The following is a 25,071-nucleotide window of genomic DNA, read 5'->3' as shown; positions in this document are numbered from 1 at the left end:
CCACTTCGGTCGTGCCTTCTTCTGGTTGCAGCTCGTTCGCCATGCGCAGATGATCCCTGTTCGCTTGTTTCCGGTGTCCTCGCCACCGGCTCCGACGGAGTTGTCGGACCAACCGCATAGCCTGCCAGGTGTGAGCTCTGTCGAATTGCCAACCCCCACTCCAACGGGTGCAACATCACAGGAGCGCCCGCGTAGTCGGCCGGCGCTCTCTCCTTCGCGTGCGGGTGACTACAAGCAATGTCCCCTGCTCTACCGGTTCCGAGCGGTCGACAGAATTCCGGAAACACCTACCAGAGCCCAGGTCAGAGGCACCGTCGTCCACGCGGCCTTGGAAGCGCTGTTTGCACTCCCGACCGGTCACCGGGTTCCCGATCGCGCAGCTGAACTCGTCCGTCCCGCGTGGGAACGTGTCAGTGCCGAGTCTCGCGAAGCGGCTGATCTGATTCCGGAAGACGAGCTGGACGCGTTTCTCGGCGAAGTCGGCAAGCTCGTCGCGACGTACTACACGCTCGAAGATCCCACTCGATTCGATGCCGAGGCGTGCGAGGTCTACGTCGAGACCGAATTGGAGAACGGCGTTCGACTCCGCGGCTTCGTCGACCGGATAGACGTTGCACCGACCGGTGAGGTGAGGGTGGTCGACTACAAGACCGGAAAGGCACCCCGCGAGTTCACCGAGTCCAAAGCGCTCTTCCAGATGAAGTTCTACGCGCTCGTGCTACTGCGCACTCGCGGAATCGTTCCCGCGCAACTGCGCCTGATCTATCTGGCCTCCGGCTCGATTCTCACGTACGCCCCGGATCACGACGAGCTCATTCGATTCGAGCGGACCCTCTCCGCCATTTGGAAGGCGATCCTCGCGGCAGGTGCGACCGGAGACTTCAGACCCAAGCCTGGCAAACTGTGCGACTGGTGCGATCACAAGTCACTGTGCCCCTCGTTCGGCGGAACACCACCGCCGTATCCAGGTTGGCCGGACCTGCTGAGCACCGAACCTGTTGCTGCAAAGGAGAATTCATAACATGACGGACAGTTCGTACTACCGCTACCTCGGAACCACGGAGGAAGGGCACGAGCGGTTCGCGAGCACGCAGGCGACTGTCAGCATCTGGGGCCCGACACTGCAGCACGGTGCTCCCCCGTCGGCGCTGTTGGTACGAGCCCTCGAGCGGTGTGGTGCGCGCGACGAAACCCGTCTGACGCGCGTCGTCGTCGAGATTCTCGGGCCCATTCCGATTGCCGACCTCGAAGTCCGGTCGTGGATCGAACGCCCCGGTCGCCGAATCGAATTGATCGTCGCCGAGCTGTGGGCAACCACCGCCGACGGATCTGCCCGCGCGGTTGCGCGCGGTACGGCATGGCGGATGGAGACCGTCGATACCGGCGAGGTCGTCCACGTAGTCGATCCCCCGCTCGAACCCCGTGACAGCGGCACCCCGGGCGTTCTCGAGGGTCTCTGGAGCGTCGGCTACCTCAAAACCCTCGACTGGTCCTGGATTGCTCCGATCGGGTGCGTGGGAACCGGGAAGGTATGGGCGCGCCCCAAGCCCGAGCTGGTCGAGGGCGAGAAGATGTCTGCCCTCGAGCGTTTGTTCGCGGTGGCCGACATCTCCAACGGCGTCGGCGCCAAGCTCGACCCTGAGCACTGGACGTTCCTCAACACCGATCTCACGGTGCATATCTTCCGTGTACCCGAGGGCGAGTGGGTCGGTGTCGCCGCCGAAACCACTACCGGTCCGGACGGCGTCGGCATGTGTGCGGGAGTGCTCTACGACGAGCAGGGTGCCGTCGGCCGTATCGCCCAGACTTTGCAAATTCGCGCCCGTTCCTGATTTCCAGGAACGGGCGCGAATGCGCGTAAATCTATTCAGACGGTGATCAGAAAGCGCGTACCGAGCGGATGTTCGACGCGAGGATGGCCTTGGCGCCGAGTTCCGCCAAGGCATCCATCACCTGGTTGTGTCCCTTGATCGGAACCATCGCGCGAACCGCGACCCAGTCGGGATCAGCTAACGGCGAGAGGGTCGGCGACTCCATACCCGGAGTCATCTTGATGGCGTCGTCGAGGATGGTGCGCGGGCAGTCGTAGTCGATCATCAGATTCTGCTGCGCGAAGACAATTCCGCGTACGCGTTCGATGAGCTGATTGCGTGCGGGATCGTCCTGCGGAGCGCCGGTGCGCTCGATCAGGACACCTTCGGAATCGCAGAGCGATTCACCGAAAGCAACGAGGTTGTGTTGGCGGAGAGTACGACCCGACCCGACCACGTCGGCGATCGCGTCGGCGACACCGAGCTGAATCGAAATCTCCACTGCTCCGTCGAGACGGATGACGGTGGCGTCGAGTCCGCGATCGGTGAGGTCCTTGCGGACAAGGTTCGGGTACGACGTCGCAATGCGCAGGCCGGACAGATCCTCAACGGCCCAGTCCTTGCCTGCCGGTGCTGCGTAGCGGAACGACGAACGGCCGAAGCCCAGTGACAGACGCTCGGATACGGGAGCGCCCGAGTCGCCGGCGAGATCACGACCAGTGATGCCGAGATCCAGCTCACCGGAGCCGACGTAGATCGCAATGTCCTTGGGACGCAAGAAGAAGAACTCGACCTGGTTGGCAGGATCGAGGACCGTCAGATCACGGGAATCGGTGCGTCGACGGTAGCCGGCCTCGCTGAGAATTTCGGCGGCGGACTCGGACAGTGAGCCTTTGTTGGGAACTGCTACGCGCAGCATGGTGGATGTCCTTTCGGAAGGTGTGGGTGACGTGAGACGACATGAATCGGAAGCCCTGGACGAGCGAGATGGCGAACATCTCGCTGGTCAGCTCCGATCACAGATGTCGGTACACGTCCTCGAGGGTCAGTCCGCGACCGACCATCAACACCTGCGTCCAGTACAGCAGCTGGGAAATTTCCTCGGCTAGCTGCTCATCGCTCTGGTATTCCGCAGCGATCCACACTTCACCGGCTTCCTCGATGACCTTTTTGCCCTGAGCATGCACACCGGCGTCGAGGGCGGCGACAGTGCCGGACCCCTCGGGGCGAGTAGCAGCACGCTCGGTCAATTCGGCGAACAAGGATTCGAAGGTCTTCACGGGTACACATTCTTTCACGAGGACGGAAGCGGTTTGCACACGCCCACGAACAGCGGTGTTCACAGGCCTGCGTCGAGGCTGCGCGAACTCACGAACCTGCGAGTCTGCCCGGTGATCGGATCCGGGTATTCCAACGCCCGCGCCAACAATCGCAACGGAGTCGAGAAGTCGCCGGGCACCGCGGGAAGGTACTCGGGGTAGTAATTGTCACCGACGATCGGGACGCCCAGCGAGTTGAGGTGCAGCCGAAGCTGATGGGTACGGCCGGTCCGTGGGAGCAACCTGTATCGGCCGAGAGTCCGGCCGGCCGAGTCGGTGATCGTCTCGATCAGTTCGATCGAAGTCTCACTGTTCGGCTCGCCATCGATCTCGGTAGCCGTCATCTCGCCGTGAACTTTGTTGATGCGGCTACGCACCGTGCGAGGGAAAGTCAGTTCCGGATCGAACCCTGCAATCGCCTCGTATTCCTTGACGATCCGCTGCTCGGCAAAAAGTTCCTGGTACGGCCGTCGTAGGTCCGGTGTCACCGTGAATACGATGACACCCGCCGTCATTCGGTCGAGGCGATGAACGGGCGCAAGATCCGGAAGATCCAGATCACGACGCAGTCGCACGACGGCGCTTTCGACGATGTGCGCTCCCCGTGGAATGGTCGCCAGGAAGTGCGGTTTGTCGATCACGAGAATGGAGTCGTCGCGGTACAAGATCTCGATCTCGTGCGGAACCGGAATCTCGGGGGCCGGCTCGCGGTAGAAGTACACGAAACGGGTCGGCTGGTAGGGCGTTCGGCTCGTGATCTTCCGCCCGTGCTCGTCGACGACGTCTCCGGCATTCACGAGGTCCGCCCACAGGTCCCGCTCCCCCGGGTGCTCGCCGATCAGATGCTCGAGGACGGTATGCGCCGACGACTCCGCCGGCATCCGCAGCCGGTCGGGTCCGAGACCGTTTCGGATCGGCAACGGAGCCTTGGGCACTACTCAGTCCTGCTCGAGGTCTGGTGAACAACTCTCGCAGAGCAATTCGAGGGTGCGGCCGTCGCCGTCGATCCGATTGCGGTAACGCGGTGTCGGAGTACCACAATCGACACACACGCCGAGTGTCTTGGCTTCGGATGAGAACTCGATGTTCATCCGCTTGTCGAACACGTACAGGGAGCCGTCCCAGAGGCCCCGGTCGCCGAAAGTCTCGCCGTAACGGACGATTCCGCCGTCCAACTGGTAGACCTCGTCGAAGCCGCGTGAGCGCATCAGCGAAGACAACACCTCACAGCGCACTCCGCCAGTGCAGTAGGTGACTACGGCTTTGCCCTTGAGATGGTCGTATTTTCCACTGTCGAGTTCGTCGACGAAATCGCGGGTGGTGGCGACGTCCGGAACTACCGCATCCCGGAAGCGGCCGATCTCGGCTTCGAAGGCGTTGCGGCCGTCGAAGAACACAACGTCGTCACCGCGACTGTCGACGAGTTCGTGTAGTTCCTTGGGCGCCAGATGAACTCCGCCACCGACAACACCGTTCTCGTCGACTTTCAGCTCGTCGGGGGCTCCGAACGTCACGATCTCCGAGCGAGCCTTGACGCTGAGGCGAGGGAAGTCGTTTCCGAGTCCGTCCGACCACTTGATGTCAGCGGTACGGAACGGCTCGTAGCCACGCGTTCCGCGGACGTATCGCTTGACATCCTCGATGTCTCCGCCGACCGTCGCATTGATTCCGTGAGGCGAGACGATGATCCGGCCCGTCAGGTTGTTGGACTCGGCCAGGCTGTGCTGCCACAGCTTGATCGCTTCCGGGTCCGCCAACGGCGTGAACTGGTAGAACAGAACAATTTTCGGAATAGCCACAGCAAATCCCGCCTAACGTGCCGCGCTCGAGTGAACGTCGTGAAGATCGTGAATGGACAAGTCCACCAGAGACTCTCGAAACACGCGTCCAGGACCCGCCGGGACATCGACCTCACACGGAACGACGAGCACCGCGCAACCCGCGGCGCTTGCCGACGCAGTACCGGTCGGCGAGTCCTCGATGGCGAGGCACTGCGCCGGCTCGAGTCCGAGCAGATGCGCTCCGCGCAGGTACGGATCCGCCGCCGGTTTTCCGTTGGGAACCTCGTCGCCGCACACCGAGTGGTCGAAGAATTCACGGCCGAGCATGCCGAGTGCCCGATCGACCAGTACTCGCTCGGTGTTGGTGACCAGTGCAGAACGCAGACCACCGTCACGCACGGTCGCCAGTGCATCGCGAGCACCCGGCCGCCAGGTCACGCCGTCCTCGAACAGATCGCCGACGCGGGTGTACATCCAGTCCTTCGCCTCGGCGACGGCATCGGGGTGCTTCTCCAAGCCGAGCGCGTCGAACACCGTCGCCAGAGCGAAGGGRCTCGACGCACCGATGACGGCGATGCGTGTCGCTTCCGTCATCGGTCCGCCCAGGCGTAGGGACAACTCACGAAGCGCGATGTCCCACAGCTTCTCCGAATCGAGCAGGGTGCCGTCCATGTCCCACAGGACACCACCGAGGGTCGATTCGGATACCTCGGTCAACAACTCAGACATTGAAATACTTTGCTTCCGGGTGGTGCAGGACAAAAGCGTCCGTGGACTGCTCGGGATGCAGCTGCAGTTCCTCGGACAATTCGACACCGATTCGCTCGGGTTCGAGCAACGCCACCAACTTGGCACGATCCTCGAGGTCCGGGCACGCGCCGTATCCGAACGAGTAACGAGCGCCGCGGTACTCGAGATCGAAGTAGCCGGCAACCTCGGTCGGGTCCTGCTCCGCGACGGTATGCCCCTCGGGAAGCACAAGCTCTTCACGAACGCGTCGATGCCAGTACTCGGCCAGAGATTCCGTGAGCTGGACGCCGATTCCGTGAACTTCGAGGTAATCACGGTACGAGTTCGACGCGAACAATTCGTTGGCGAAGTCCGCGATCGGCTGACCCATCGTCACCAACTGGAACGGAAGAACGTCCACCTGGCCGGTCGCTTCTGCTTCCTTACGCGAGCGCACGAAGTCAGCGATGCACAGGAAACGGTCGCGATGCTGACGCGGGTAGGTGAACCGGAACCGTTCAGGTGCATCCGGTTTCGGTTCGGTGAGCACGATGACGTCGTCGCCCTCCGAGATCGCCGGGAAGTAGCCGTACACAACCGCGGCGTGCGCGAGGATGCCCTCGGACGTCAGCCGATCGAGCCAGTACCGGAGCCGCGGACGGCCTTCCGACTCGACCAGTTCCTCGTACGTCGGACCGTCGCCCTTGCGCTGACCGCGAAGGCCCCACTGGCCGAGGAAGAGAGCGCGCTCGTCGAGCAGCCCCGAGTACTCGGACAGAGAGATTCCCTTGACGATGCGCGAGCCCCAGAACGGCGGTGTCGGCACCGCAATGTCGGTAGCGACATCGGAACGCTCCGGCAGGACGACGGGAACCGCTGCAGCTTTACGCTTTTCGGCGATGCGCTTGGAACGCTCGTGACGAGCCTTACGCTCGGCAGCCTTCTCGCGAGCAGCGATGGCCTCCGGGCTGTCCGGCGCCGGGCCGCCGCCGCGCTTGGTCGTCATGATCTGGTCCATCAAGTTCAGACCCTCGAAAGCGTCGCGGGCATAGCTGACGTCGCCCTCGTACACCTCCTGCAGATCGTTCTCGACGTACGAACGCGTCAGCGCGGCACCACCCAGCAAAACCGGGAACTGTTCCGAGACACCGCGAGAGTTCAGTTCCTTGAGGTTGTCCTTCATGACCACTGTCGACTTCACGAGCAGTCCGGACATGCCGATGACATCGGCCTTGTGCTCGATCGCAGCATCGAGAATGGTCGCGATGGGCTGCTTGATGCCGAGGTTCACGACGTCGTAACCGTTGTTACTCAAGATGATGTCGACAAGGTTCTTGCCGATATCGTGGACGTCGCCCTTGACCGTCGCAATGACGAGGCGGCCCTTGCCGTCGTCGTCCGTCGCTTCCATGTGCGGCTCGAGGAACGCAACTGCTGCCTTCATGACCTCGGCGGACTGCAGAACGAACGGCAACTGCATCTGTCCGGAACCGAACAGTTCACCGACGGTCTTCATGCCCGAAAGCAGTGTCTCGTTGATGATTTCGATCGGGGACTTGACCGTCATCGCTTCGGTGAGATCGTCGTCGAGGCCGTTGCGCTCGCCGTCGACGATGCGACGCTCGAGCCGGTCGAACAACGGAAGTCCGGCGAGTTCCTGCGCACGGGACTCGCGCGCCGACGCAGCCGAGACACCCTCGAACAGAGCCATCAGCTTCTGCAGCGGGTCGTAGCCCTCGCTACGACGGTCGTAGACCAGGTCGAGTGCGGTTTCACGCTGCTCGTCCGGAATTCGCGCCATCGGCAGAATCTTGGACGCGTGAACGATCGCCGTGTCCAGACCGGCCTCGGTGCACTCGTGCAGGAACACCGAGTTGAGGACCTGACGTGCCGCCGGGTTCAAACCGAACGAAATGTTCGAGATACCCAGGGTGAAGTGCAGTTCCGGGTACGCAGCCTTGAGCTGACGGATGGCTTCGATGGTCTCGATGCCGTCGCGTCGCACCTCTTCCTGACCGGTGGAGATGGGGAAGGTCAAGGCGTCGACGATGATGTCGGACTCGGCGAGTCCCCAGTTTCCCTTGATGTCCTCGATCAGACGCTTGGCGATGGCGACCTTGGTCTCGGCGGTGCGAGCCTGGCCCTCTTCGTCGATGGTCAGGGCGACGACTGCCGCGCCGTGCTCCTTGACCAACGTCATGATCTTGTGAAAACGCGATTCGGGGCCGGCGCCGTCCTCGTAGTTGACGGAGTTGACAGCGCAGCGGCCACCGAGGTGTTCGAGACCGGCCTGCAACACGGCAGGCTCGGTGGAGTCGAGCATGATCGGCAGCGTCGAGGACGTCGCCAGACGGCTGGCCAGTTCCGACATGTCGGCGGCACCGTCGCGGCCCACGTAGTCGACGTTGAGGTCGAGCATGTGTGCGCCGTCGCGGGTCTGGTCCTTGGCGATGTCCAGGCACTTCTGGTAGTCCGCGGAGAGCATTGCCTCACGGAAAGCCTTGGAGCCGTTGGAGTTCGTGCGTTCACCGATCATCAGGATGCTGGCGTCCTGCTCGAACGGCACCGCCGAGTACAGCGAAGAGGTACTCGGCTCGTGGATCGGGGTGCGCTGGGCCTTCTCGACCTGACGGACCGCGTCGGCGACCGCGCTGATGTGCTCGGGTGTCGTACCGCAGCAGCCGCCTACGAGGCCGAGTCCGAACTCGGAAACGAAACCACTGAGGGCTTCGGCCAATTCGTCGGCGGTCAGCGGGTACTCGGCGCCCTTGGGGCCGAGCTGCGGCAGACCGGCATTGGGCATGACCGACACCGGCAGCGTCGAGTACTTGGACAGGTGCCGGAGATGTTCGCTCATCTCGGCCGGCCCGGTGGCACAGTTCAGGCCGATCATGTCGATACCGAGTGGCTCGAGTGCCGTCAGCGCGGCACCGATCTCACTGCCCAGGAGCATCGTTCCAGTTGTCTCTACCGTCACGTGCGTGATGATCGGCAACCGCAGTCCGAGTTGCTCCATCGCGCGCTGACTGCCGAGAATGGCCGCCTTCACCTGAAGCAGGTCCTGGCAGGTTTCGACGAGGATGGCGTCGGCGCCACCGTCGATCATGCCGAGCGCAGCTTCGGTGTACGCGTCACGAAGGACTGCGTACGGTGCGTGTCCGAGGCTGGGGAGCTTGGTTCCCGGTCCCATCGAGCCGAGTACGAATCGGGCCATGCCGTCGCGGCCTGGTCCCATCTCGTCCGCTACTTCACGGGCGAGAGCAGTGCCTTTTTCCGCGAGTTCGCGGATCCGGTGAGAGATGTCGTAGTCGGCGAGGTTGGGCAGGTTGCAACCGAAGGTGTTGGTCTCGACGGCATCGGCACCAGCGGCGAAGTACGCACGGTGGATGTCTTTGAGCACGTCGGGACGGGTGTCGTTGAGGATCTCATTGCACCCCTCGAGGCCGAGGAAGTCGTCCAGGGTGAGGTCCGCGGCCTGCAACATGGTGCCCATCGCTCCGTCGCCGATGACAACGCGCTGTTTCAGCGCATCAAGCAGGGCAGAGTTAAATGGGGCAGACATGCCGTCCAGAGTAGTGGGCGCACCGACAAGCTCTGGCCGTAGGCTGGGTGGGTGAGTCCAAGTGAGTTCCCCGTCACTCCCGACGGCCCGGTCGATTTCGACGATTCCGCGGCCTTCGAGAGCCCTGACGGCTTTGCCGTCGACAGCAGTGACCGCCTCGAGGGCGACATCCCTGTCCTACGTGATCCCATCCTCGTTGCAGCTTTCGAGGGCTGGAACGACGCCGGTGACGCAGCCAGCGGTGCGGTCGAACATCTCGAGCTGATCTGGGATGCCCAGCCGCTCGCCGAACTCGATTCCGAGGACTACTACGACTACCAGGTCAACCGTCCCACGGTCCGTCAGGTCGACGGTGTCACTCGCGAAATCGTTTGGCCGGCAACACGTTTGTCGGTCTGTTCACCTCCAGGCAGTGAGAGCGACATCGTCCTTCTTCGCGGGATCGAACCCAACATGCGGTGGCGCAGTTTCTGCGAGGATCTGCTCGAGTTGATCGACCAACTGAACGTCAAGACCGTGGTCATCCTCGGAGCCCTGCTCGCCGATACTCCGCACACCCGCCCGGTGCCGGTCACGGGCACGGCCTACAGCAGCGAATCCGCGGCACGATTCAACCTCGAACAGACCCGATACGAAGGCCCGACAGGCATCACCGGAGTTCTTCAGGATGAGTGCGTTCGTGCTGGTGTACCCGCTATTTCGTTCTGGGCAGCGGTCCCGCACTACGTCTCGCAGCCACCCAACCCGAAGGCCACAGTGGCCCTCCTTCAACGAGTCGAGGATGTTCTCGACATCGAGGTCCCCCTCGGTGAACTCCCAGCTCAGTCGGAGGATTGGGAGGAAGCGGTCAACGAAATGACCGCGGACGACGAGGAAATCGGCGAATACGTGCGCACCCTGGAAGAGCGGGGAGACGCCGAAACCGACATCAGCGAAGCAATCTCCAAGATCGACGGCGACGCCATCGCCGCGGAATTCGAGCGCTACCTCAGACGGCGAGGACCCGGCAGCTTCGGACTGTGAGCAAGAACACTCCAGAAGAAGGTGGAAGTACACAGCGCCCACTGCGCCTCCGGCTTCAACTGATCGCGCTGTACGCCGGCGGGTTCCTCGGCCCGTTCGGCGGCGGCGTGGTTGCTTCGATCCTCCCCGAGATCGGTGACGATCTAGGGGTCGGACCGTCGGCGGCCGCCTCCTCCCTCACCGCGTACCTGCTCCCCTTCGCCGCTCTGATGTTGGTGTCGGGGACGCTCGGGACACGGTGGGGCAAGGTCCGGACGGTGCGGATCGCATACGGCGTCTACGTCTTCGCGTCGTTGGCATGCTTTCTCGCCCCGACACTCGAGATCTTCCTGGCCGCCCGGGTACTGCAGGGCTCCGCGAACGCATTCACCACGCCGCTGTTGCTTGCTTCGTTGGCGGCCGCAACTCCGCAGGCTCGATTGGGTCGAGCCCTCGGTGCCTTCGGCGCATTCCAGGCTGCAGGGCAGTCGTCGGCTCCGTTGATCGGCGGACTGGCGGCCGAATTCGACTGGCGTCTGGCCTTTCTCGTCATCGCAGTGGTCGCGGGCATCCTGGGAGCCGTCGGACTCCCGAAGTCCGAAGCACCGGCAGCGACCACTCCCGCCCGTCTCCGCGATGCATTACGCCCCGAAGTGCTCCGCATCGGTATCGCTGCATTGCTCGGCTGGGGCGCCCTCGGTGGACTGAGCTTCCTGCTCGCCTTCCGCTTCGAAGACGAGTTCGGGCTGTCCCCCACCGTCCGCGGCCTACTGCTCACCGTCTTCGGCGTGGCCGGCATCCTCTCGGCCCGGCGCATCGGAATCCTCATCGATCGCATCGGCGCACGCTCCTCCGTGATGATCGGTGCACTGGGCGGAGCAGTTCTGGTCTCCGTCGTCGGCCTCGCCGGCTTGGTGCCGGTGATCGCGATCGCATGGTTTGTCGCAGGTGTCGCGAGCCAGTTCGTCCTTGTCGGCGTCAACGCGGCGGTGCTCGGATCCGCGGGGCCCAACCGTGGCGGCGCCGTGTCGGTCGTCCAAGCGATGCGCTTCGGCGGCGCCGCTCTTGCTCCCCTGGCCCTGACACCGATTTACGACTCTTCGCCTGCCGCGAGCTTCCTGATCCCCGCACTATTGCTCGCCGTCGTCGCTCCCCTGATCATGCCGAAGCAACGCTGATCGGTCTCGGCAGTTTCGAATTTGAAGTTGTGTAGGTAGTGAGTTTCTCGGCGAAAGCGACCACCGTTGTAGCGACGCTGTCAGGGTGAACATTATTCGGAAAATCTTGTGTTTCCGTCGTCGACAGATATTGATACCATTGGAACATGAGCGAATCTGAGTCGGAACCGGAACGGCCGATCGACATTTTTCGGCGATCGGTTGCCGTCATCGAAGAAAATTTGCCTCCTACCTGGTCTTTGTCGACACAGCGCTCCCCCGACCTGTCCGAGGCGCCACTCCGACTCGACCTCCGCTCCCCTGACGGCGCGGTGGCCAAATTCGGCGTCTACGCCGCTCACGGTGTCCTGAGCAGCGACGTTCCCGGTATCGCCGATCGCTTCCCCACCGGTCAACCCGGCTTCGTGTGCGCAAAATATCTGTCCGAGCCGGTCCGCCGGCAGCTCGATTCCCACGCGATCTCGTACGCAGACGCCACGGGCAACGTGTCGTTGACCGCTGATCGACCCGCCGTCTGGGTGCGTGGACGCGGAGCCGACGCCGATCCGTGGCGGGGGCCCGGACGTCCTTCCGGACAGTTGACGGGCGATCCGTCAGCTCGCGTCGTGCGTGCGCTTGCCGATTTCGCGGCGCCACTGGCGATCACTGCCTTGGTGCGCCTGGCCGGTGCGTCGACGGGAGCAACCTATCGGGTGGTTCAGACACTGTCGGATCGTGAACTGGTGACCAGGCTCCCCCGCGGTGGGATCGGTGACGTCCGCTGGCCGAAGATGCTTCGTGAATGGGCGGCTGAAGCCGGCGCCAAAGCGCCGACGCCTCACGGCTTTCACGCGCCGGACGGGTTGGAAGCACTCTTCGATCAACTGCGTCAGCTCAGCGGTCACATCTACGCCGGTACCGCCTCGGTGGCCGCGGCACCCTTTGCTCGGTACGCGCCCACTCGACGTGCCCACTTCCATGCCGACAACGTCGATCAGTTCGCCGACGCTCTCGGACTACGGCGGGTGGAATCCGGCGGTGACGTGTGGATCACCGCTCCCCTCTCACCGTCTGCCTTCGACCGATCGCTCACCCGCGACGGCATCCGCATCGTCGCCCCCAGCCAAGCGTTCGCCGATCTGCTGGTCGGCCCGGACTCCGACGAGGCGGCGGCCGAGCACCTGCTCACATGGATGATCGAGAACGAATCGCAGTGGCGACGCGCCGCATCCCCTGCTACGGATCGCCCGTAGGAAAAAGAGGGGGCGTCTCTCGCCTACCCTGTCATGGTGGAAGAAACGAGTGCGCCCGATTACGCCGCGTACGCCGACACCAATCGACTGAAGCTGTTTTCGTTCACGATCGCGGAAAAACGGGCCGAGTACCTCTGGGTACTTCGTGCCTTCGACCATGCTCGCGCCAACTACACCGTCCTGCTGCATGCCGGAGCCGTCGCGCAAATCCTCGAGAAGATCGGTGGATCGGATCCGGCGGCCGATCTGTCGGCAGCAGAGGTCACTCCCCTGTTGGATCAGCTCCATGTGTGGGAGATCCTCGAGCGCAGCTACGACGGCACCCGCGCGGCCACGCTGGCCGAGTACCGCAATCGCCACTTCGTCTACCAGTTCGGTCAGGCTGGATACCAGGTCTATCGATCAGTCGAAGACGTTCTCGCCGCACGCCTGGACTCGGCCTCGCTCTCGCGCCTCGCTCTGCCGGACCTGCTCGCAGACATGTCCGAACTCGCCGAGGCCAACCGAAGCTCCGACGGCGACCTGATCTTCCGCAAGCTCAAGCGCCTCGACTCGACGCTCTCCGACATGGCCGATCGAGCCGCGCACTTCTATCTGACCCTCGGGGACCTCGTACGGACCACGGAGATCACTCCGCAGGCTTTCCTCACGCACAAGGACGCTCTGCTCACGCATATGCGGGAGTTCAGCTCCGATCTGGCGCGCTACGCCCCCAAGCTCAAGGAAGCGATCGAGCACGTCGAATCCACCGGGGTCGATCGCATGATCCGCCTCGCCGCCGCCAGTGACGAACGGGTGTTCGTCCCGATCACCGAACGCGAAGACGACTGGGCTGCGCGTTGGCGAGGATTGACCGCCTGGTTCGTCTCCGCGGAATCGGGGATCAGCGAGTCCGAGCGTCTACGTGAGGGCACGATGAGCGCGATCGCCGCGGTTCTGGCGCTCCTTCGCCGCGTCACGGAAACCCGTCGCGGCGGCGTCAGCCGCGAGAGCCAGCTCCGGCACCTCGCCGGCTGGTTCGCCGCCACGCCGTCCGAAGACGCAGCTCATGCTCTGTTCCAGGCAGTGTTCGACCTCGGCCGTCCACGCCACCTCTCGATGGTGCATCCGGACGCCGACATCATTTCTCACTCACGTTCGTGGTGGGAGGCACCGCCGGTCGAGATCGCGCGAACACTCGCCGAAACCGGCCGCCCGCCCTCACCAGGATTGCCAAGCAAGGTCGCCCGCAACGACGGCAGCATCCGCCGCCTACGCGAAGAGCAGTTGGCAGCGCAACGTACGCGCAGCGCCGCGGCGCAATCACTCGCGTCGAACGGCGTCTATCAGCGTGAACTCAACGAGCAGGAGACCGAAGTTTTGCTGAGTCTGCTCAATGCAGCACTGACCGCGCGTGTTCCGGTGGTGGGACGCGTCAAGAGTTCCACCGGTAGTGAGAACGGGGTGAAGCTGACGCTCAGTCCCTCGGACGGTTCGACCACCATCAAGACCGCCCGCGGGCGTATGCACCTCGACGGCATCGAGGTCAGTGTTCGATGAAAGCTCGCGAGATCACGCCCCTTGCCCTCGACTCGTATCAACGCGCGGCGCGGGTGATCCTGTCCAACCACCTGATCACCTCGACGTACCCGGATCGAATTGCGTTGCCGCTCTTGCGCCGTTGGGCCACCGAGCTGCGTGACGACCTACTCGAACTGTTCGGCTATCGCCTCGAGGTGACGGAGACCACCGCGCGCCTGTTCACGGTGTCGGATCGACTCAACCCGTCGGCACCGGCCCGAACTGCCTCCGAGCGAACCTTCGATCGCACCCGTTACGCCTACCTGGCATTGTGCCTGGCCGCGTTGGGCCGCGCCGGGAACCAGATCACGTTGTCGGAGTTGGCGGATCACGTCGCGGCCGATGCTGCACAAGTCGACGGCGTCGAACTCTCCACCGATCGTGCGTCGGACCGCGACGCCTTCGTCGACGCAGTGGGCTGGCTCGGCGTCAGAGGCGCCATCGCCCTCGCCGACGGTGACGCAAACGGCTGGGCGTCCAATCCCGAAGCGGGAGAAGCGCTCTACGACATCGACCGTTCCGTCGTCGTGGCCCTGTTCCGTCCGCCGCGCGCCCTGCAGCACCTGCACTCCATCCGCGGACTCCTGGCCACGGAGACCTCGAGCGCTGCCGAGGACGACGGAATTCCTGTGGACGCGAAAGAGATCGGACGCCGAGTGCGTCGGGCACTGGTCGAGCGGCCGGTCGTACTGGCGGGTGAACTCGATCAGCACGAATTGATCGCCTTGGCGCAGCCCAAGACCGCGTCGGAAGTCGAACTACTGACGGGGTTGGTGGCCGAGCGTCGCGCCGAGGGAATCGCGATGATCGATCCCACCGGTCGCCTCTCCGACGTCCGCTTCCCGAGCACCGGAACTATCGCCCAGGTAGCTCTACTCCTCGCCGGCGAGATTGCCGACCGCGTACTCGACGTCGACGCTCCGGAGCTGCCGAAACTTCCGATCCCGCACGTGTCGGACGATCACCTGATCGAACAACTCGATGCCGCCATCCCGGAGGCCGGGATCTTCGAGGACCTCGCCGACGAGGACGACGACTTCGTGTTGCCTGCCGGCGAACCGGCCGAGCCCCCGGAACCCGTCACGTACCCGATGATCGACGAAGACTGGCTCGCCGACAAGGTCACCGAGTTGGTGGACCAGTTCGGACGCACGTTCGCAGCCCAATGGCAGGCCGATCACAACGGGCTGCGCAAGCAGGCGCTCGGGTTGCTGCAACGTCTGCGCCTGACGCATGCGGTCGACGGCGGCGTACTGGTGTTGCCCGTCCTGGCCCGGTACCGCGACGTCGTGGTCTCCGTACGCGAACGCGATCCTCAGATCGACTTCGCGGTAGACAATTCCGCACCGGATCCGGTCGACGAATTCGGCCCCGAATCTTCCACCAACGGCGAACTATCAGAGGTAGAGAACGTATGAGCAACGCCCGCTTCCGACCTACTCGGGCTGGAATCATCAACCTCTGGGATTACCGAGACCAGGAGTTCTCGTTCGCCGACGGTCGACTGGTCCTACGAGGGCCAAACGGATCCGGCAAGACCAAGGCCCTCGAGGTCTTGTTCCCGTTCGTTTTCGACGGCCGCATCGAACCGCGGCGCCTCAACCCCTTCGCCGGTGAAGAGCGCACGATGAAGTCCAACCTGCTCTACCGGGGCCAGGACAGCGCGCACTCCTACGTGTGGATGGAGTTCTGCCGCGGCTCCCTCGAAGATCCCGAGTCGGTGACCGTGGGAATCGGCATGCGGGCAACCCGCACCAACGACAAGGTCACCCGCTGGTACTTCGTCGCCGACGGCCGCGTCGGAGTCGACTTCTCGCTGATCGGCAACGACGATCGTCCTCTCACCAAGAAGCAGTTGGCCGAACAACTCGGCAGCGATTCCATCACCGACCGTCCCCTCGACTACCGCACCGCGATCGACGCGCGAATGTTCGGTCTCGGAGTGCAGCGCTACGACCAGCTGATCAATCTCATTCTCACGCTTCGCCGTCCCCAGCTCGCGAAGAACCTTGATCCGAAGGGCCTTTCGCAAGCGCTCACCGACGGCCTTCGTCCACTCGACGACCAACTCGTCCTCGAAGCTGCACGTTCGTTCAGCGATATGGAAGAGGTCGGCCGCGCGCTCGAGGGGCTCGCAGCCGCCGATCAGGCAGCGCAGAGTTTCATCGGCGTCTACACCAAGTACCTGCGTCAGCAGTCGCGCGGAGAGATCGAACAGGTCAGCACCCGCCTCGCAGCAGTCACCAGAGGCGTTGCCGCCATGGACGAGTCGTCGCTCGCCCAGACCCGCAGCCGTGAAGCCCGGGCAGCAGCCGAGGAGCGCTTCAACCAGGCCGAGCAGGCACTCGAGAACGCGCGCGCCAATGTCGAGGCGTTGCAACGCTCGAGCGCCTACGAAGGCAAACAGCAACTCGACGATCTCGCTCAGGCCGTCTCGACGCTCAAGCTCTCGACCGAGCAACAGGCAGACAAGTCGAGGAAGGCGCAGGCTGCACTCGCGCAGCGCGGCGACGAAGCCGACAAGGCTGCATCGTCGGTCAAGCGTGCAGCCGAGGCACTCTCACGTGCCGAGGACGAACTGCAGGCAGCCGCCGAGGACGCCGGCATCGTCTGGACTCCCCTGCCCGACGGCTCACGCAGCGACCAGATCACCGCAGCAGTGCGTGGCCATGCAGAGGAGCGTGACGGCGACGTACGCGTCGTCCGCACTGCGCTCGCGACCGTCGAGAAGGCCGCTACCGAACGAACCCGGGCCGAGAACAGCTCGCGCCGTGGACAAGAGCTGCTCGAAGCGTCCAAGGCCGCTGTGCTCGAAGGCGAAGCTGCCGTGGAACTCGCACGCAGTCAGTGCGCCAGCGGGCTGCGCGCGTGGTGGACCGATCACTCCTCCCTGTTTTCGGCTGTCGGCGCGGACACGTCGCTGTTCGAGGCTCTCGACGCGGCGCTCGCCGAGGTCGGCGACGAGGACGCTCCGGCGCTGTCCGCAGTTCTCACCGAGCACACCGAGGCAGGCACCGAGACGCTGCGCGAGCGACGTCGTGAGGCCGAAGCTGAAATATCTGCATCACACGCCTCCATCGCAGCTCTGAAATCCGAGCGCAAGGCCGTCTCGGCGGAACATGACGACGCTCCGCCGGCCTTCCACGCACGGACCGACAACCGCAGTGATCTGGGTGGGGCGCCGCTGTGGCAGCTGGTGCGCTTCACCGATTCCGTCGAACCAGACGTGGCTACGGGAATCGAATCCGCACTCCAGGCGGCAAATCTGCTGGACGGCTGGGTCTGCCCCGACGAAACGATTCCCGATCACGTCAGTGAGCAGTTCCTGACCGCTCTGCCGGTCAAGCAGCGCCCGAAGGGACGAACGCTGGCCGACGTCCTCGAGGTCGAAGGCAATGCCGACGTACCCGACGCTCGGGTACAGGACATTCTCGCGTCGATCAGTCTCGTCGAGGCACCGGGCGACTCCGATGCCAGCGTCGCGATCGGCGTCGACGGGCGCTTCTGGCAAGGTGTCGCGCGTGGCCGGCACGTCAAGGCCGACGCCGAGTACATCGGCACGACAGCGCGGGCGCGTCGACGCGAAGCTCGGATCACCGAGATCGACGCGGCTCTGGAAGAACTTGCCGCGGCAGTCGATGCAGCCAAGGCACTGGTGACGCAGACCAACGAGCAGCTGAGCCGAATCAACTCTGCGGCAAAGGAATTGCCGAAGACAGGATCGATCCTCCGCGCACTCAAAACCGTCACCGAATCCGCCGGTGCACTCCGCACTCGCTCGGAGGCCACAGAAACGGCACAACGCGAACTCGATGCGGCGATCGCCGATCTCGCGGCGAAGGAAAAGCAACTCCGGGCGACGGCGTCGCAGCACCGGACCCCGCACGTCGGCCGTGAACTCGACTCCCTCGCGGCGGCGATCCGTCATTTCGAGAAGCAGGGCGAACTGGCGCTGCGCTGCCGACGCGAACATGCCAAGGAAGTCGAACTCGAACGCGAGTCTCGCGACCGTCTCGACGAATCACGCGCCAATGCGGAGGAATTCGCCGAAGAGGCCGCCATCGCCGAGGAGAGTCTGCTTCAGCAGGTCCAGCGCCTCGAGACACTGCGCGACACCCTCGGGGCCAGCGCCGAGCAGATCGACCTCGACCTGGCAAAAGCCCGCGCGAAGATCGAAGAATGCAAGGTCGAACAGCGTGCTGCGCGAAAGGCGTACGACGCTGCGGTCCTCCAGATCGGCACGGCAGAGGGTGCGTACAACACCGCCGTCGAGACGTTGCGTCACACCCTGACCGAAACCCGCAGTGATGCAGAGCGACTCGCACCCTATGCTCGCCCGGATCTTCTCGAGTTGTTGGGCGTCAAGGAACATCTGAGCTGGCCGGCAAGTTCAGCGGCGTGGATGAGCCCCGATCAGTTGGTCTACCGCATCCAGAACGAAGACCGCAGCGAGGACGCGGCCCACCCGCCCGTCCTCCCCGAAGACGTCGACAAGTTGTACCGAGCGCTCGAGGCTGCGACCTCGGCGGTACGCGTCACCGACGGAGCCCGCAAGGCAACCCGCACGGCACTGACCTCGGCGTTGCAGGACTTCGACGCCCAACTCGCAGCGGCCGGACAGGACTACCGCCTGCAGTGGGATGCACCGGACGGACTGACCGTCGTACGAGTGCAGGACGATCAGGGCTATTCGTCGATCGGTGAATTCGCAACGCGGATCCACGATGCTCGCGGCGATCAGGAGCAGTTGCTCACCGAATCCGAGCGTCGCATTCTCGAAGATGCCCTGCTGACCGGATTGGCTCAGCAGATCCACGAGCGCACGGTCGACGCACGCGTGTTGATCGCACAGATGGGCACAGAGATGCGTGAGCGTCGGATGTCCTCGGGCAACACCATCGGCGTTCACTGGGTGCTCGCCGACAACCTCGACGACAGCTCGCGAGCGATCTCCAAGCTGCTGGATCGAGATGCGTCGGCCCTCGGCGTCGATGAACTCGCTACTCTGCGAGCTCATTTCGCGACCCAGATCCGTACCGCCCGCGCGGCGCACCCCGAACGCTCGTACCCGGAAATCCTGTCCTCGGCGCTCGACTACAGGCAGTGGCGCGTGTTCTCGTTCACCCTCATCAGCGGTGAGGGCAAGGAAGACCGCCTTACCGTCGCGCGGCACAGCGCGCTGTCCGGTGGCGAGCAGTCGGTTTCGCTGCACCTTCCTTTGTTCGCCGCGGCGCACGTCATGTTGGACTCGGCCGACCCGCACGCCCCGCGTCTGCTGGCACTGGACGAGGCCTTCGCCGGTGTCGACGACAACGGTCGCAGCGAGCTGCTCGGCTTGAGCGTTCAGTTCGACCTGGATCTCTTCATGACCGGCTACGACCTGTGGATCACGTACGCAGACGTCCCAGGCTGTGCGCACTACGACCTCGCGCACTCCACGGCCGAACAAGCGGTCAGCGCCGCGCTGCTGGTGTGGTCGAACGGTGAGCTGCCCTTTATTAACCGCCCGCGGTTAATAAAGGCGCACAGCAGGGATTCAGCGAAGCGAAATACCCAGTAGGGCGTCGACGGCATCGGCGAACTCGCCGGGTGCCTGCGTGTCGGATCCGCCGCCCTCGATGGCGCGGCGTGCCCAACCGTCGAGCGCGTCGAGCGCCTTCGGGGTGTCGAGATCGTCGGCCAAATGCTGACGCAACCGCGCAACAGTGTCGGTGGCTGACGGCGCGGAATCGAGAGCCGCTGCCTCGCGCCATACCTTCAGACGCGACTGAGCATCCTCGAGGACCTGATCGGTCCACGCGCGATCCTGGCGGTAGTGGCCGGAAAGCAATCCGAGACGAATTGCTGCGGGATCGACCCCTTCACCGCGCAGTTTCGAGACGAAGACGAGGTTTCCGCGACTCTTCGACATCTTCTCGCCGTCGAGGCCGATCATGCCGGTGTGCACATAGTGCCGCGCGAAACGGCGATCCCCCGTTGCCGATTCGGCATGTGCTGCCGAGAACTCGTGGTGCGGGAAGATCAGGTCGCTGCCACCGCCCTGGACGTCGAAGCCGGAGCCGATGCGGTTGAGAGCAATGGCCGCGCACTCGATGTGCCAACCGGGGCGCCCCGGTCCGAAGGGTGAGGGCCACGAAGGCTCGCCCGGACGCTCCGCCCGCCAGACAAGAGCGTCGAGCGGATTGCGCTTTCCGACGCGATCGGGATCTCCGCCGCGTTCGGCAAAGAACTTCTCCATCGTCGCGCGGTCGTAGCCCGACTCGTAGCCGAACTGCTCGGTCGCGTCGGCGCGGAAGTAGACGTCGGGGAACTCCGCGTCGTCGACGATGTACGCGGCGCCGGACGCTACGAATTTCTCCACCAACTCGACTACTTCGTTCACCGATTCGACGGCCCCGATGTAGTCCTTCGGCGGAAGCACGCGCAGCGCTTCCATGTCCTCCCGGAAGAGCGCGGTCTCACGCATGCCGAGGACGATCCAGTCCTCGCCGTCGCGATTAGCCCGCTCGAACAGCGGGTCGTCCACGTCGGTCACGTTCTGGACGTAATGGACGTCGTGTCCGGCGTCGCGCCAGATGCGGTTCACGAGGTCGAACGTGAGGTAGGTGGCGGCGTGACCGAGGTGGGTGGCGTCGTACGGGGTGATGCCGCAGACGTACATCGTCGCTTTCTTGCCCGGGGTGACGGGGCGAACCTGACGGTCGGCTGTGTCGTACAGCCGCAACGGCGGCCCCTGACCGGGAACGGACGGGAGTGCGGTATCGGACCAAGACTGCATGCTGCCGAGCCTAGTGGAGACTGCTCTGAGGCTGGGAAGGTGCTGGCTGATCCTGCTCCGGTTCGGGCGTCGACGCGAGCTTGCTCGGCCACCAGATCTTCTGACCGATGTCGTAGGTCAGGGCCGGGACCAGCAAGGATCGGACGATCAGAGCGTCGAGCAGGACACCGAACGCCACGATGAACGCGATCTGCGCGAGGAACAACAGCGGGATCACCGCCAACGCCGAGAAGGTTGCTGCCAGAACAACTCCGGCAGACGTGATCACCCCGCCGGTCACGGTGAGTCCCCGCAGCGCACCCGCCCGAGTGCCGATCTTCAGCGCTTCCTCACGCACCCTCGTCATGAGGAAGATGTTGTAGTCGATTCCCAGAGCCACCAGGAACACGAACGCAAACAGCGGGACCACCGGATCCGCGCCGGGGAACCCGAAGACGTGGTCGAACACCAGCGACGAAATGCCCAGTGTCGCAGCAAACGAGAGCACAACGGTGCCCATGAGAAGCAGCGGTGCGAGAAGCGAACGCAGCAACAGGGAGAGAATCACGAACACCACGATGATCACCACGGGAATGATGAGTGTCCGGTCCCGTGTCGAGGTGGTCTTCGTGTCGAGGTCGGTCGCAGTGACGCCACCGACCAACGCGTCGGCGCCGTCCACGGAGTGAACTGCATCACGTAGTCGCACGATGGTGTCTTCGGCCTCGAGTGAGTCGGCAGCGTCAGTCAACGTCGCCTGCAGTGAGACTCGTCCGTCGACAACCAGAGGGACTCCCCCGTTCTGTACGACGCTTACGTCGCTGACGCCCTCCACGCGACTGGCTGCCGCGACGGCGTCCACCTGATCCGCATTCGCGATGACCACGGCCGGGGAACCCGAACCCGCGTCGAAGTGCTCGCCGAGAATCTCCTGGCCTGCAACCGAATCGACGTCGAGCAAGAAGATGTCGGACGAAGAGACACCGCTGGCTTTGAACTGCGGCATCATCAGCGCGAAGATCACAAGCACCAGCGTCGACGCCACCCAGAAGCGGCGCGGGTGCCTACCGATTCGAGCAGCGAGCCCGGCCCAGAACCGGTGATCGTTCGCCTCGTCGTGGTGCTCGCGGTCGGCGTCGAACTTCGGCTTGGTCGGCCAGTACGCAGTCCGCCCGAACAGAACGAGGACAGCAGGTAGGAACGTCATCGATGCGAGGAAGGACGCGGCGATACCGATGGCGGCCACCGGACCGAGTCCGCGGTTCGAGTTCAGGTCGGAGAGCAACAGGCACAGAACGCCCGCGATGACCGTTCCGGCAGACGCCGCGACGGGTTCGAGCGTCGCGCGCCACGCAGTCCGCATTGCTGCGTACTTGTCCTTCTCGATCCGCAATTCTTCCCGGTAGCGAGAGACCAGAAGCAGCGCGTAGTCGGTGGCGGCACCGAACACGAGGATGAACAGGATGCCCTGGCTCTGACCGTTCAGTGCGATGACGTCCGCGTCGGCGAGCAGATACACGAGCAAGCTCGACAATCCGAGTGCGAAGATCGCCGAAAAGATCACCACGAACGGCAGGATCGGGCTCCGGTAGACGATGATCAGGATCAGGATCACGACGGATCCGGCTACCAACAACAGCAGTCCGTCGATACCGGCGAATGCTGCCGACAGATCCGCAACCTGCCCAGCGGGGCCGGTGACCTTGACTGTCAGTCCGTCAGGGCTCGACTCCAGCGCTGCGCGCAGCGCTTTCACGCTGTCCTTGACCTCGAGGGTGCTGTCGACCGGCAGGAACATCTGCAACGCCTGGCCGTCGGCCGACGGGATCGGCGGCGATGACGCGTCACCGAATCCCTCGGTACCGACAAACGAATCGACGGTCTGGGACAGGAAGGTGGAGTCGGTGGGCTCGAGGCCACCTGGTCGTTCCGCCACGACGATGGCCGGCACGAAGCGGGTGTCCGTGAAGCTCTCTTGAAGCTTTGCCACCTCGGTGGCTTCGGCCGACGCCGGCAGGAACGACGTGTTGTCGTTCTGCTGCACCGTGCTGAGCTTTCCGGCGAACGGGCCGCCGAATCCTCCGATTGCCAGCCAGCCGATCACAAGGAGAGCTGGCACAATCCATCGAAGGCGACGAACAGGACGATTTTGTACTGGTGTGCTCACTGGGTCTCCAGGGATCGGCAGCAGAGAGGACTTGCCTACTATTTTGTTCAGCATGCTGAGTAATTGCAAACGGAAGGCAAAAACATGAGCAGCGACGGCCTGGACGACTGGCCAACCGGCCGGCTGTTGTCCACCGCTGCGCGCCTGGTAGAGCACTCGTGGGAGAAGGTTCTGCGGTCTCAGGACATGACGCACGCGGGCCTGATCGTGCTCCACTCGATCGCCGGTGGGGCGGCATCTCAACGCGACATCGCGAAGAACGCCCGCGTCACCGATCAAACGATGAGCCGCACGATCGACCGTCTCGAACGAGCGGGTTACGTCACGCGTGACACCGATCCGCGGGACGAGCGCCGGCGCGTGATCGCGATAACCGACGCCGGAAGACTGACGTACGAGCGACTACTGACGCTCGAGAAGGAAGATGCGGCGTTGACCGTCGGCGTCGGGGACGTCGCCGCGCTGCGCGAACAACTACTGCGATTGGTTCGCTCACCCGGATTGAAGACGGCAACTCGCGAACAGCAGGAAACGTCTCGAGACTAGAAAGCCGGCCAGGGAATCGTTCGATGGCCGTTCGGTTCGGGCATCACCGCGGACTCGGCGAATTGCATCGCCCGGACCGCCAAGGCCACGATTTCCTCTTCGGTGATCAGTTCGGACAACTCGTCCCCGAGATCTCCATCGAGAGTTGTCGCGAATTCGGCGACGTCGGCGATCAAAGCACCGGGTACGGGCTGCCCCGCCCACCCCCACAACACGGTCCGCAGCTTGTTCTCCGAGTGAAGACAGATTCCGTGATCAACGCCGTACACCGAGCCGTCGACGCCTTCGAGGGCGTGACCACCTTTGCGGTCGGCGTTGTTGATGAGGACGTCCAGAACGGCCATTCGCTGCAGCCGTGGATCGTCCGCATGGATCAGAGAGACTGGTTCGCCCTCCGAGTCGAAGGCCTGCAGGACCTCGAACCACCCTGGCGGAACATTGCCGGGACTGCACAGGTCGACCATCTCGAGTCCGCCAGATCCATCCGCGCGGCGATCGACGGTGTCAATCCAGCGCTGCACCATGCCTGGCCCGAAAGGGCCGTCCCGCAACACTGTTCGCGGAATCACTCCCCAGCCCAGCGCCTCGGACACGCGGTACGACGCAACCTCACGCCCGGCCAGAGTGCCGTCCGGGAAATCCCACAGTGGGCGTTCACCCCGCACCGGTTTGTAGACCACACGGGTGGACTGCTCCCCCAGAGTCGACTCGCACACCAGCGTGGCGTTGCTTGCCGTGGTGATCTGGCCGATCAGGGTCAGATCACCCTCGAGCAGAACGTCCGGCACTCCAGGTTCGGACACGACGTCAGACCTCGTCGTCTGCGTCGTCGATCGCAAAACCGAAGGACTCGCCGCGTCGGTATCCGTTGGTGCGGATGCAGACGTGTCCCTCGGGCGCCAGCGGCTCACCACACAAAGGGCATGGCGCGCGTCCCGCCGCGATGACGCGTTCGGACCGCAGCGAGAATTCGCGCGCTTGCTCCGGGGTCAGGAACACACGGACCGCGTCCGGACCGTCGTCGGCGTCGTCGAGGACAACTGATTCGTCGAACTCCGTCTCGCTGACGGCAAGCAACTCCACGACGACCGCACCGGCATCGGCGTCCCAACCGAGCCCCATCGTGCCGACCCGGAACTCCGCGTCGAGCGGTGTGACCAGCGGGCTGAGATCGGAGACATCGTCGGCCTGCGGCGGAACCTCGGTTCCGAAGCGTCGATGTACCTCTTCGAGGAGAAGGCCCATGCGATCGGCGAGGACCTGAACCTGCTGCTTCTCGAGCAGCACACTCACCACCCGTGAATCGTGCACGGCTTGGAGATAGAAAGACCTGTCACCGGGCTCGCCCACCGTTCCTGCGACAAATCGGTCAGGAGTGCGAAATACGTGAATCGCGCGCGACATTGCACCTCCTCGAGTTCGAGCAG

The 25,071-nt window shown here is 64.0% G+C and carries 19 protein-coding genes; 9 read left to right on the top strand and 10 right to left on the bottom strand.

Annotation, left to right across the window (positions count from 1 at the left end):
• The first annotated feature begins 130 nt into the window (after nucleotides 1-130).
• Nucleotides 131-1,021 carry a RecB family exonuclease gene (locus tag AC1DVN_RS20805; RefSeq protein ID WP_477994179.1) on the top strand — a complete coding sequence of 297 codons (891 nt, stop codon included), beginning with the start codon at nucleotides 131-133 and terminating at the stop codon, nucleotides 1,019-1,021.
• Between the two features lies 1 nt (nucleotide 1,022).
• Nucleotides 1,023-1,832, top strand: a complete 810-nt coding sequence (locus AC1DVN_RS20800) for a thioesterase family protein (protein WP_019748522.1) — start codon at nucleotides 1,023-1,025, stop codon at nucleotides 1,830-1,832.
• Between the two features lie 46 nt (nucleotides 1,833-1,878).
• Here the strand turns inward: AC1DVN_RS20800 and hisG are convergent, their stop codons facing one another.
• The 6 genes from hisG to metH form a co-directional block, all read right to left on the bottom strand.
• Nucleotides 1,879-2,730 (bottom strand): ATP phosphoribosyltransferase, encoded by an 852-nt coding sequence (hisG, locus tag AC1DVN_RS20795; protein WP_003944905.1) that lies wholly within the window; start codon nucleotides 2,728-2,730, stop codon nucleotides 1,879-1,881.
• A 97-nt stretch (nucleotides 2,731-2,827) separates the two neighbouring features.
• A complete protein-coding gene (locus AC1DVN_RS20790) occupies nucleotides 2,828-3,091 on the bottom strand; it encodes a phosphoribosyl-ATP diphosphatase (protein ID WP_003944933.1) in 264 nt (87 codons plus the stop codon).
• 59 nt (nucleotides 3,092-3,150) lie between these two features.
• Nucleotides 3,151-4,011 (bottom strand): pseudouridine synthase, encoded by an 861-nt coding sequence (locus AC1DVN_RS20785; RefSeq protein ID WP_229757176.1) that lies wholly within the window; start codon nucleotides 4,009-4,011, stop codon nucleotides 3,151-3,153.
• A gap of 57 nt (nucleotides 4,012-4,068) precedes the next feature.
• Nucleotides 4,069-4,929 (bottom strand): oxygen-dependent tRNA uridine(34) hydroxylase TrhO, encoded by an 861-nt coding sequence (gene trhO / locus AC1DVN_RS20780; protein ID WP_003944828.1) that lies wholly within the window; start codon nucleotides 4,927-4,929, stop codon nucleotides 4,069-4,071.
• A gap of 12 nt (nucleotides 4,930-4,941) precedes the next feature.
• A complete protein-coding gene (locus tag AC1DVN_RS20775) occupies nucleotides 4,942-5,640 on the bottom strand; it encodes an HAD family hydrolase (protein WP_003944849.1) in 699 nt (232 codons plus the stop codon).
• Entirely contained in the window at nucleotides 5,633-9,202 is a 3,570-nt protein-coding gene (metH, locus tag AC1DVN_RS20770) for a methionine synthase (RefSeq protein ID WP_020907816.1), read from the bottom strand. The genes AC1DVN_RS20775 and metH overlap by 8 nt, the downstream gene beginning before the upstream one ends.
• 168 nt (nucleotides 9,203-9,370) lie before the next feature.
• Here metH and AC1DVN_RS20765 point away from each other — a divergent pair, with 168 nt between their 5' ends.
• From AC1DVN_RS20765 to AC1DVN_RS20740, 6 genes are all read left to right on the top strand, one after another.
• Entirely contained in the window at nucleotides 9,371-10,225 is an 855-nt protein-coding gene (locus AC1DVN_RS20765) for a PAC2 family protein (RefSeq protein WP_223257810.1), read from the top strand.
• Nucleotides 10,222-11,382, top strand: coding sequence for an MFS transporter (locus tag AC1DVN_RS20760; protein ID WP_020969675.1), 1,161 nt, complete (start codon nucleotides 10,222-10,224; stop codon nucleotides 11,380-11,382). Before AC1DVN_RS20765 ends, AC1DVN_RS20760 begins: the two co-directional genes overlap by 4 nt.
• A gap of 146 nt (nucleotides 11,383-11,528) precedes the next feature.
• On the top strand, nucleotides 11,529-12,614 hold the full coding sequence (locus tag AC1DVN_RS20755; protein WP_211916638.1) for a helix-turn-helix domain-containing protein: 1,086 nt from the start codon (nucleotides 11,529-11,531) through the stop codon (nucleotides 12,612-12,614).
• 33 nt (nucleotides 12,615-12,647) lie between these two features.
• Complete coding sequence (locus AC1DVN_RS20750; RefSeq protein WP_019748531.1) at nucleotides 12,648-14,153, top strand: TIGR02677 family protein; 1,506 nt, start codon at nucleotides 12,648-12,650, stop codon at nucleotides 14,151-14,153.
• The gene (locus tag AC1DVN_RS20745) at nucleotides 14,150-15,592 is read left to right on the top strand and encodes a TIGR02678 family protein (RefSeq protein ID WP_397510311.1); all 1,443 of its coding nucleotides are present in this window, start codon (nucleotides 14,150-14,152) and stop codon (nucleotides 15,590-15,592) included. Before AC1DVN_RS20750 ends, AC1DVN_RS20745 begins: the two co-directional genes overlap by 4 nt.
• The gene (locus tag AC1DVN_RS20740) at nucleotides 15,589-19,734 is read left to right on the top strand and encodes a TIGR02680 family protein (protein ID WP_477994178.1); all 4,146 of its coding nucleotides are present in this window, start codon (nucleotides 15,589-15,591) and stop codon (nucleotides 19,732-19,734) included. Before AC1DVN_RS20745 ends, AC1DVN_RS20740 begins: the two co-directional genes overlap by 4 nt.
• Here the strand turns inward: AC1DVN_RS20740 and mshC are convergent.
• Nucleotides 19,711-20,952, bottom strand: coding sequence for a cysteine--1-D-myo-inosityl 2-amino-2-deoxy-alpha-D-glucopyranoside ligase (gene mshC / locus AC1DVN_RS20735; RefSeq protein WP_020969678.1), 1,242 nt, complete (start codon nucleotides 20,950-20,952; stop codon nucleotides 19,711-19,713). The two genes, AC1DVN_RS20740 and mshC, sit on opposite strands and share 24 nt — an antisense overlap.
• Nucleotides 20,953-20,962: 10 nt before the next feature.
• A complete protein-coding gene (locus AC1DVN_RS20730) occupies nucleotides 20,963-23,152 on the bottom strand; it encodes an MMPL family transporter (protein ID WP_244891364.1) in 2,190 nt (729 codons plus the stop codon).
• Between the two features lie 30 nt (nucleotides 23,153-23,182).
• Between AC1DVN_RS20730 and AC1DVN_RS20725 the strand changes: the two genes are divergently transcribed.
• Nucleotides 23,183-23,644: a MarR family winged helix-turn-helix transcriptional regulator gene (locus tag AC1DVN_RS20725; RefSeq protein ID WP_003946187.1), complete on the top strand. Its 462-nt coding sequence runs from the start codon at nucleotides 23,183-23,185 to the stop codon at nucleotides 23,642-23,644.
• Here AC1DVN_RS20725 and AC1DVN_RS20720 read toward each other — a convergent pair.
• Together AC1DVN_RS20720 and AC1DVN_RS20715 are read right to left on the bottom strand one after the other, a co-directional pair.
• Nucleotides 23,641-24,447, bottom strand: a complete 807-nt coding sequence (locus AC1DVN_RS20720; protein WP_003946172.1) for an SCO1664 family protein — start codon at nucleotides 24,445-24,447, stop codon at nucleotides 23,641-23,643. The genes AC1DVN_RS20725 and AC1DVN_RS20720 overlap by 4 nt on opposite strands.
• A gap of 4 nt (nucleotides 24,448-24,451) precedes the next feature.
• Nucleotides 24,452-25,048 carry a DUF3090 domain-containing protein gene (locus tag AC1DVN_RS20715; protein ID WP_047888140.1) on the bottom strand — a complete coding sequence of 199 codons (597 nt, stop codon included), beginning with the start codon at nucleotides 25,046-25,048 and terminating at the stop codon, nucleotides 24,452-24,454.
• Nucleotides 25,049-25,071: the final 23 nt, after the last annotated feature.

The organism is Rhodococcus sp. P4_E4, assembly GCF_056401575.1.
Note: the sequence above shows the minus strand (reverse complement) of the source record. Positions and strands in the feature narration are given on the sequence as shown.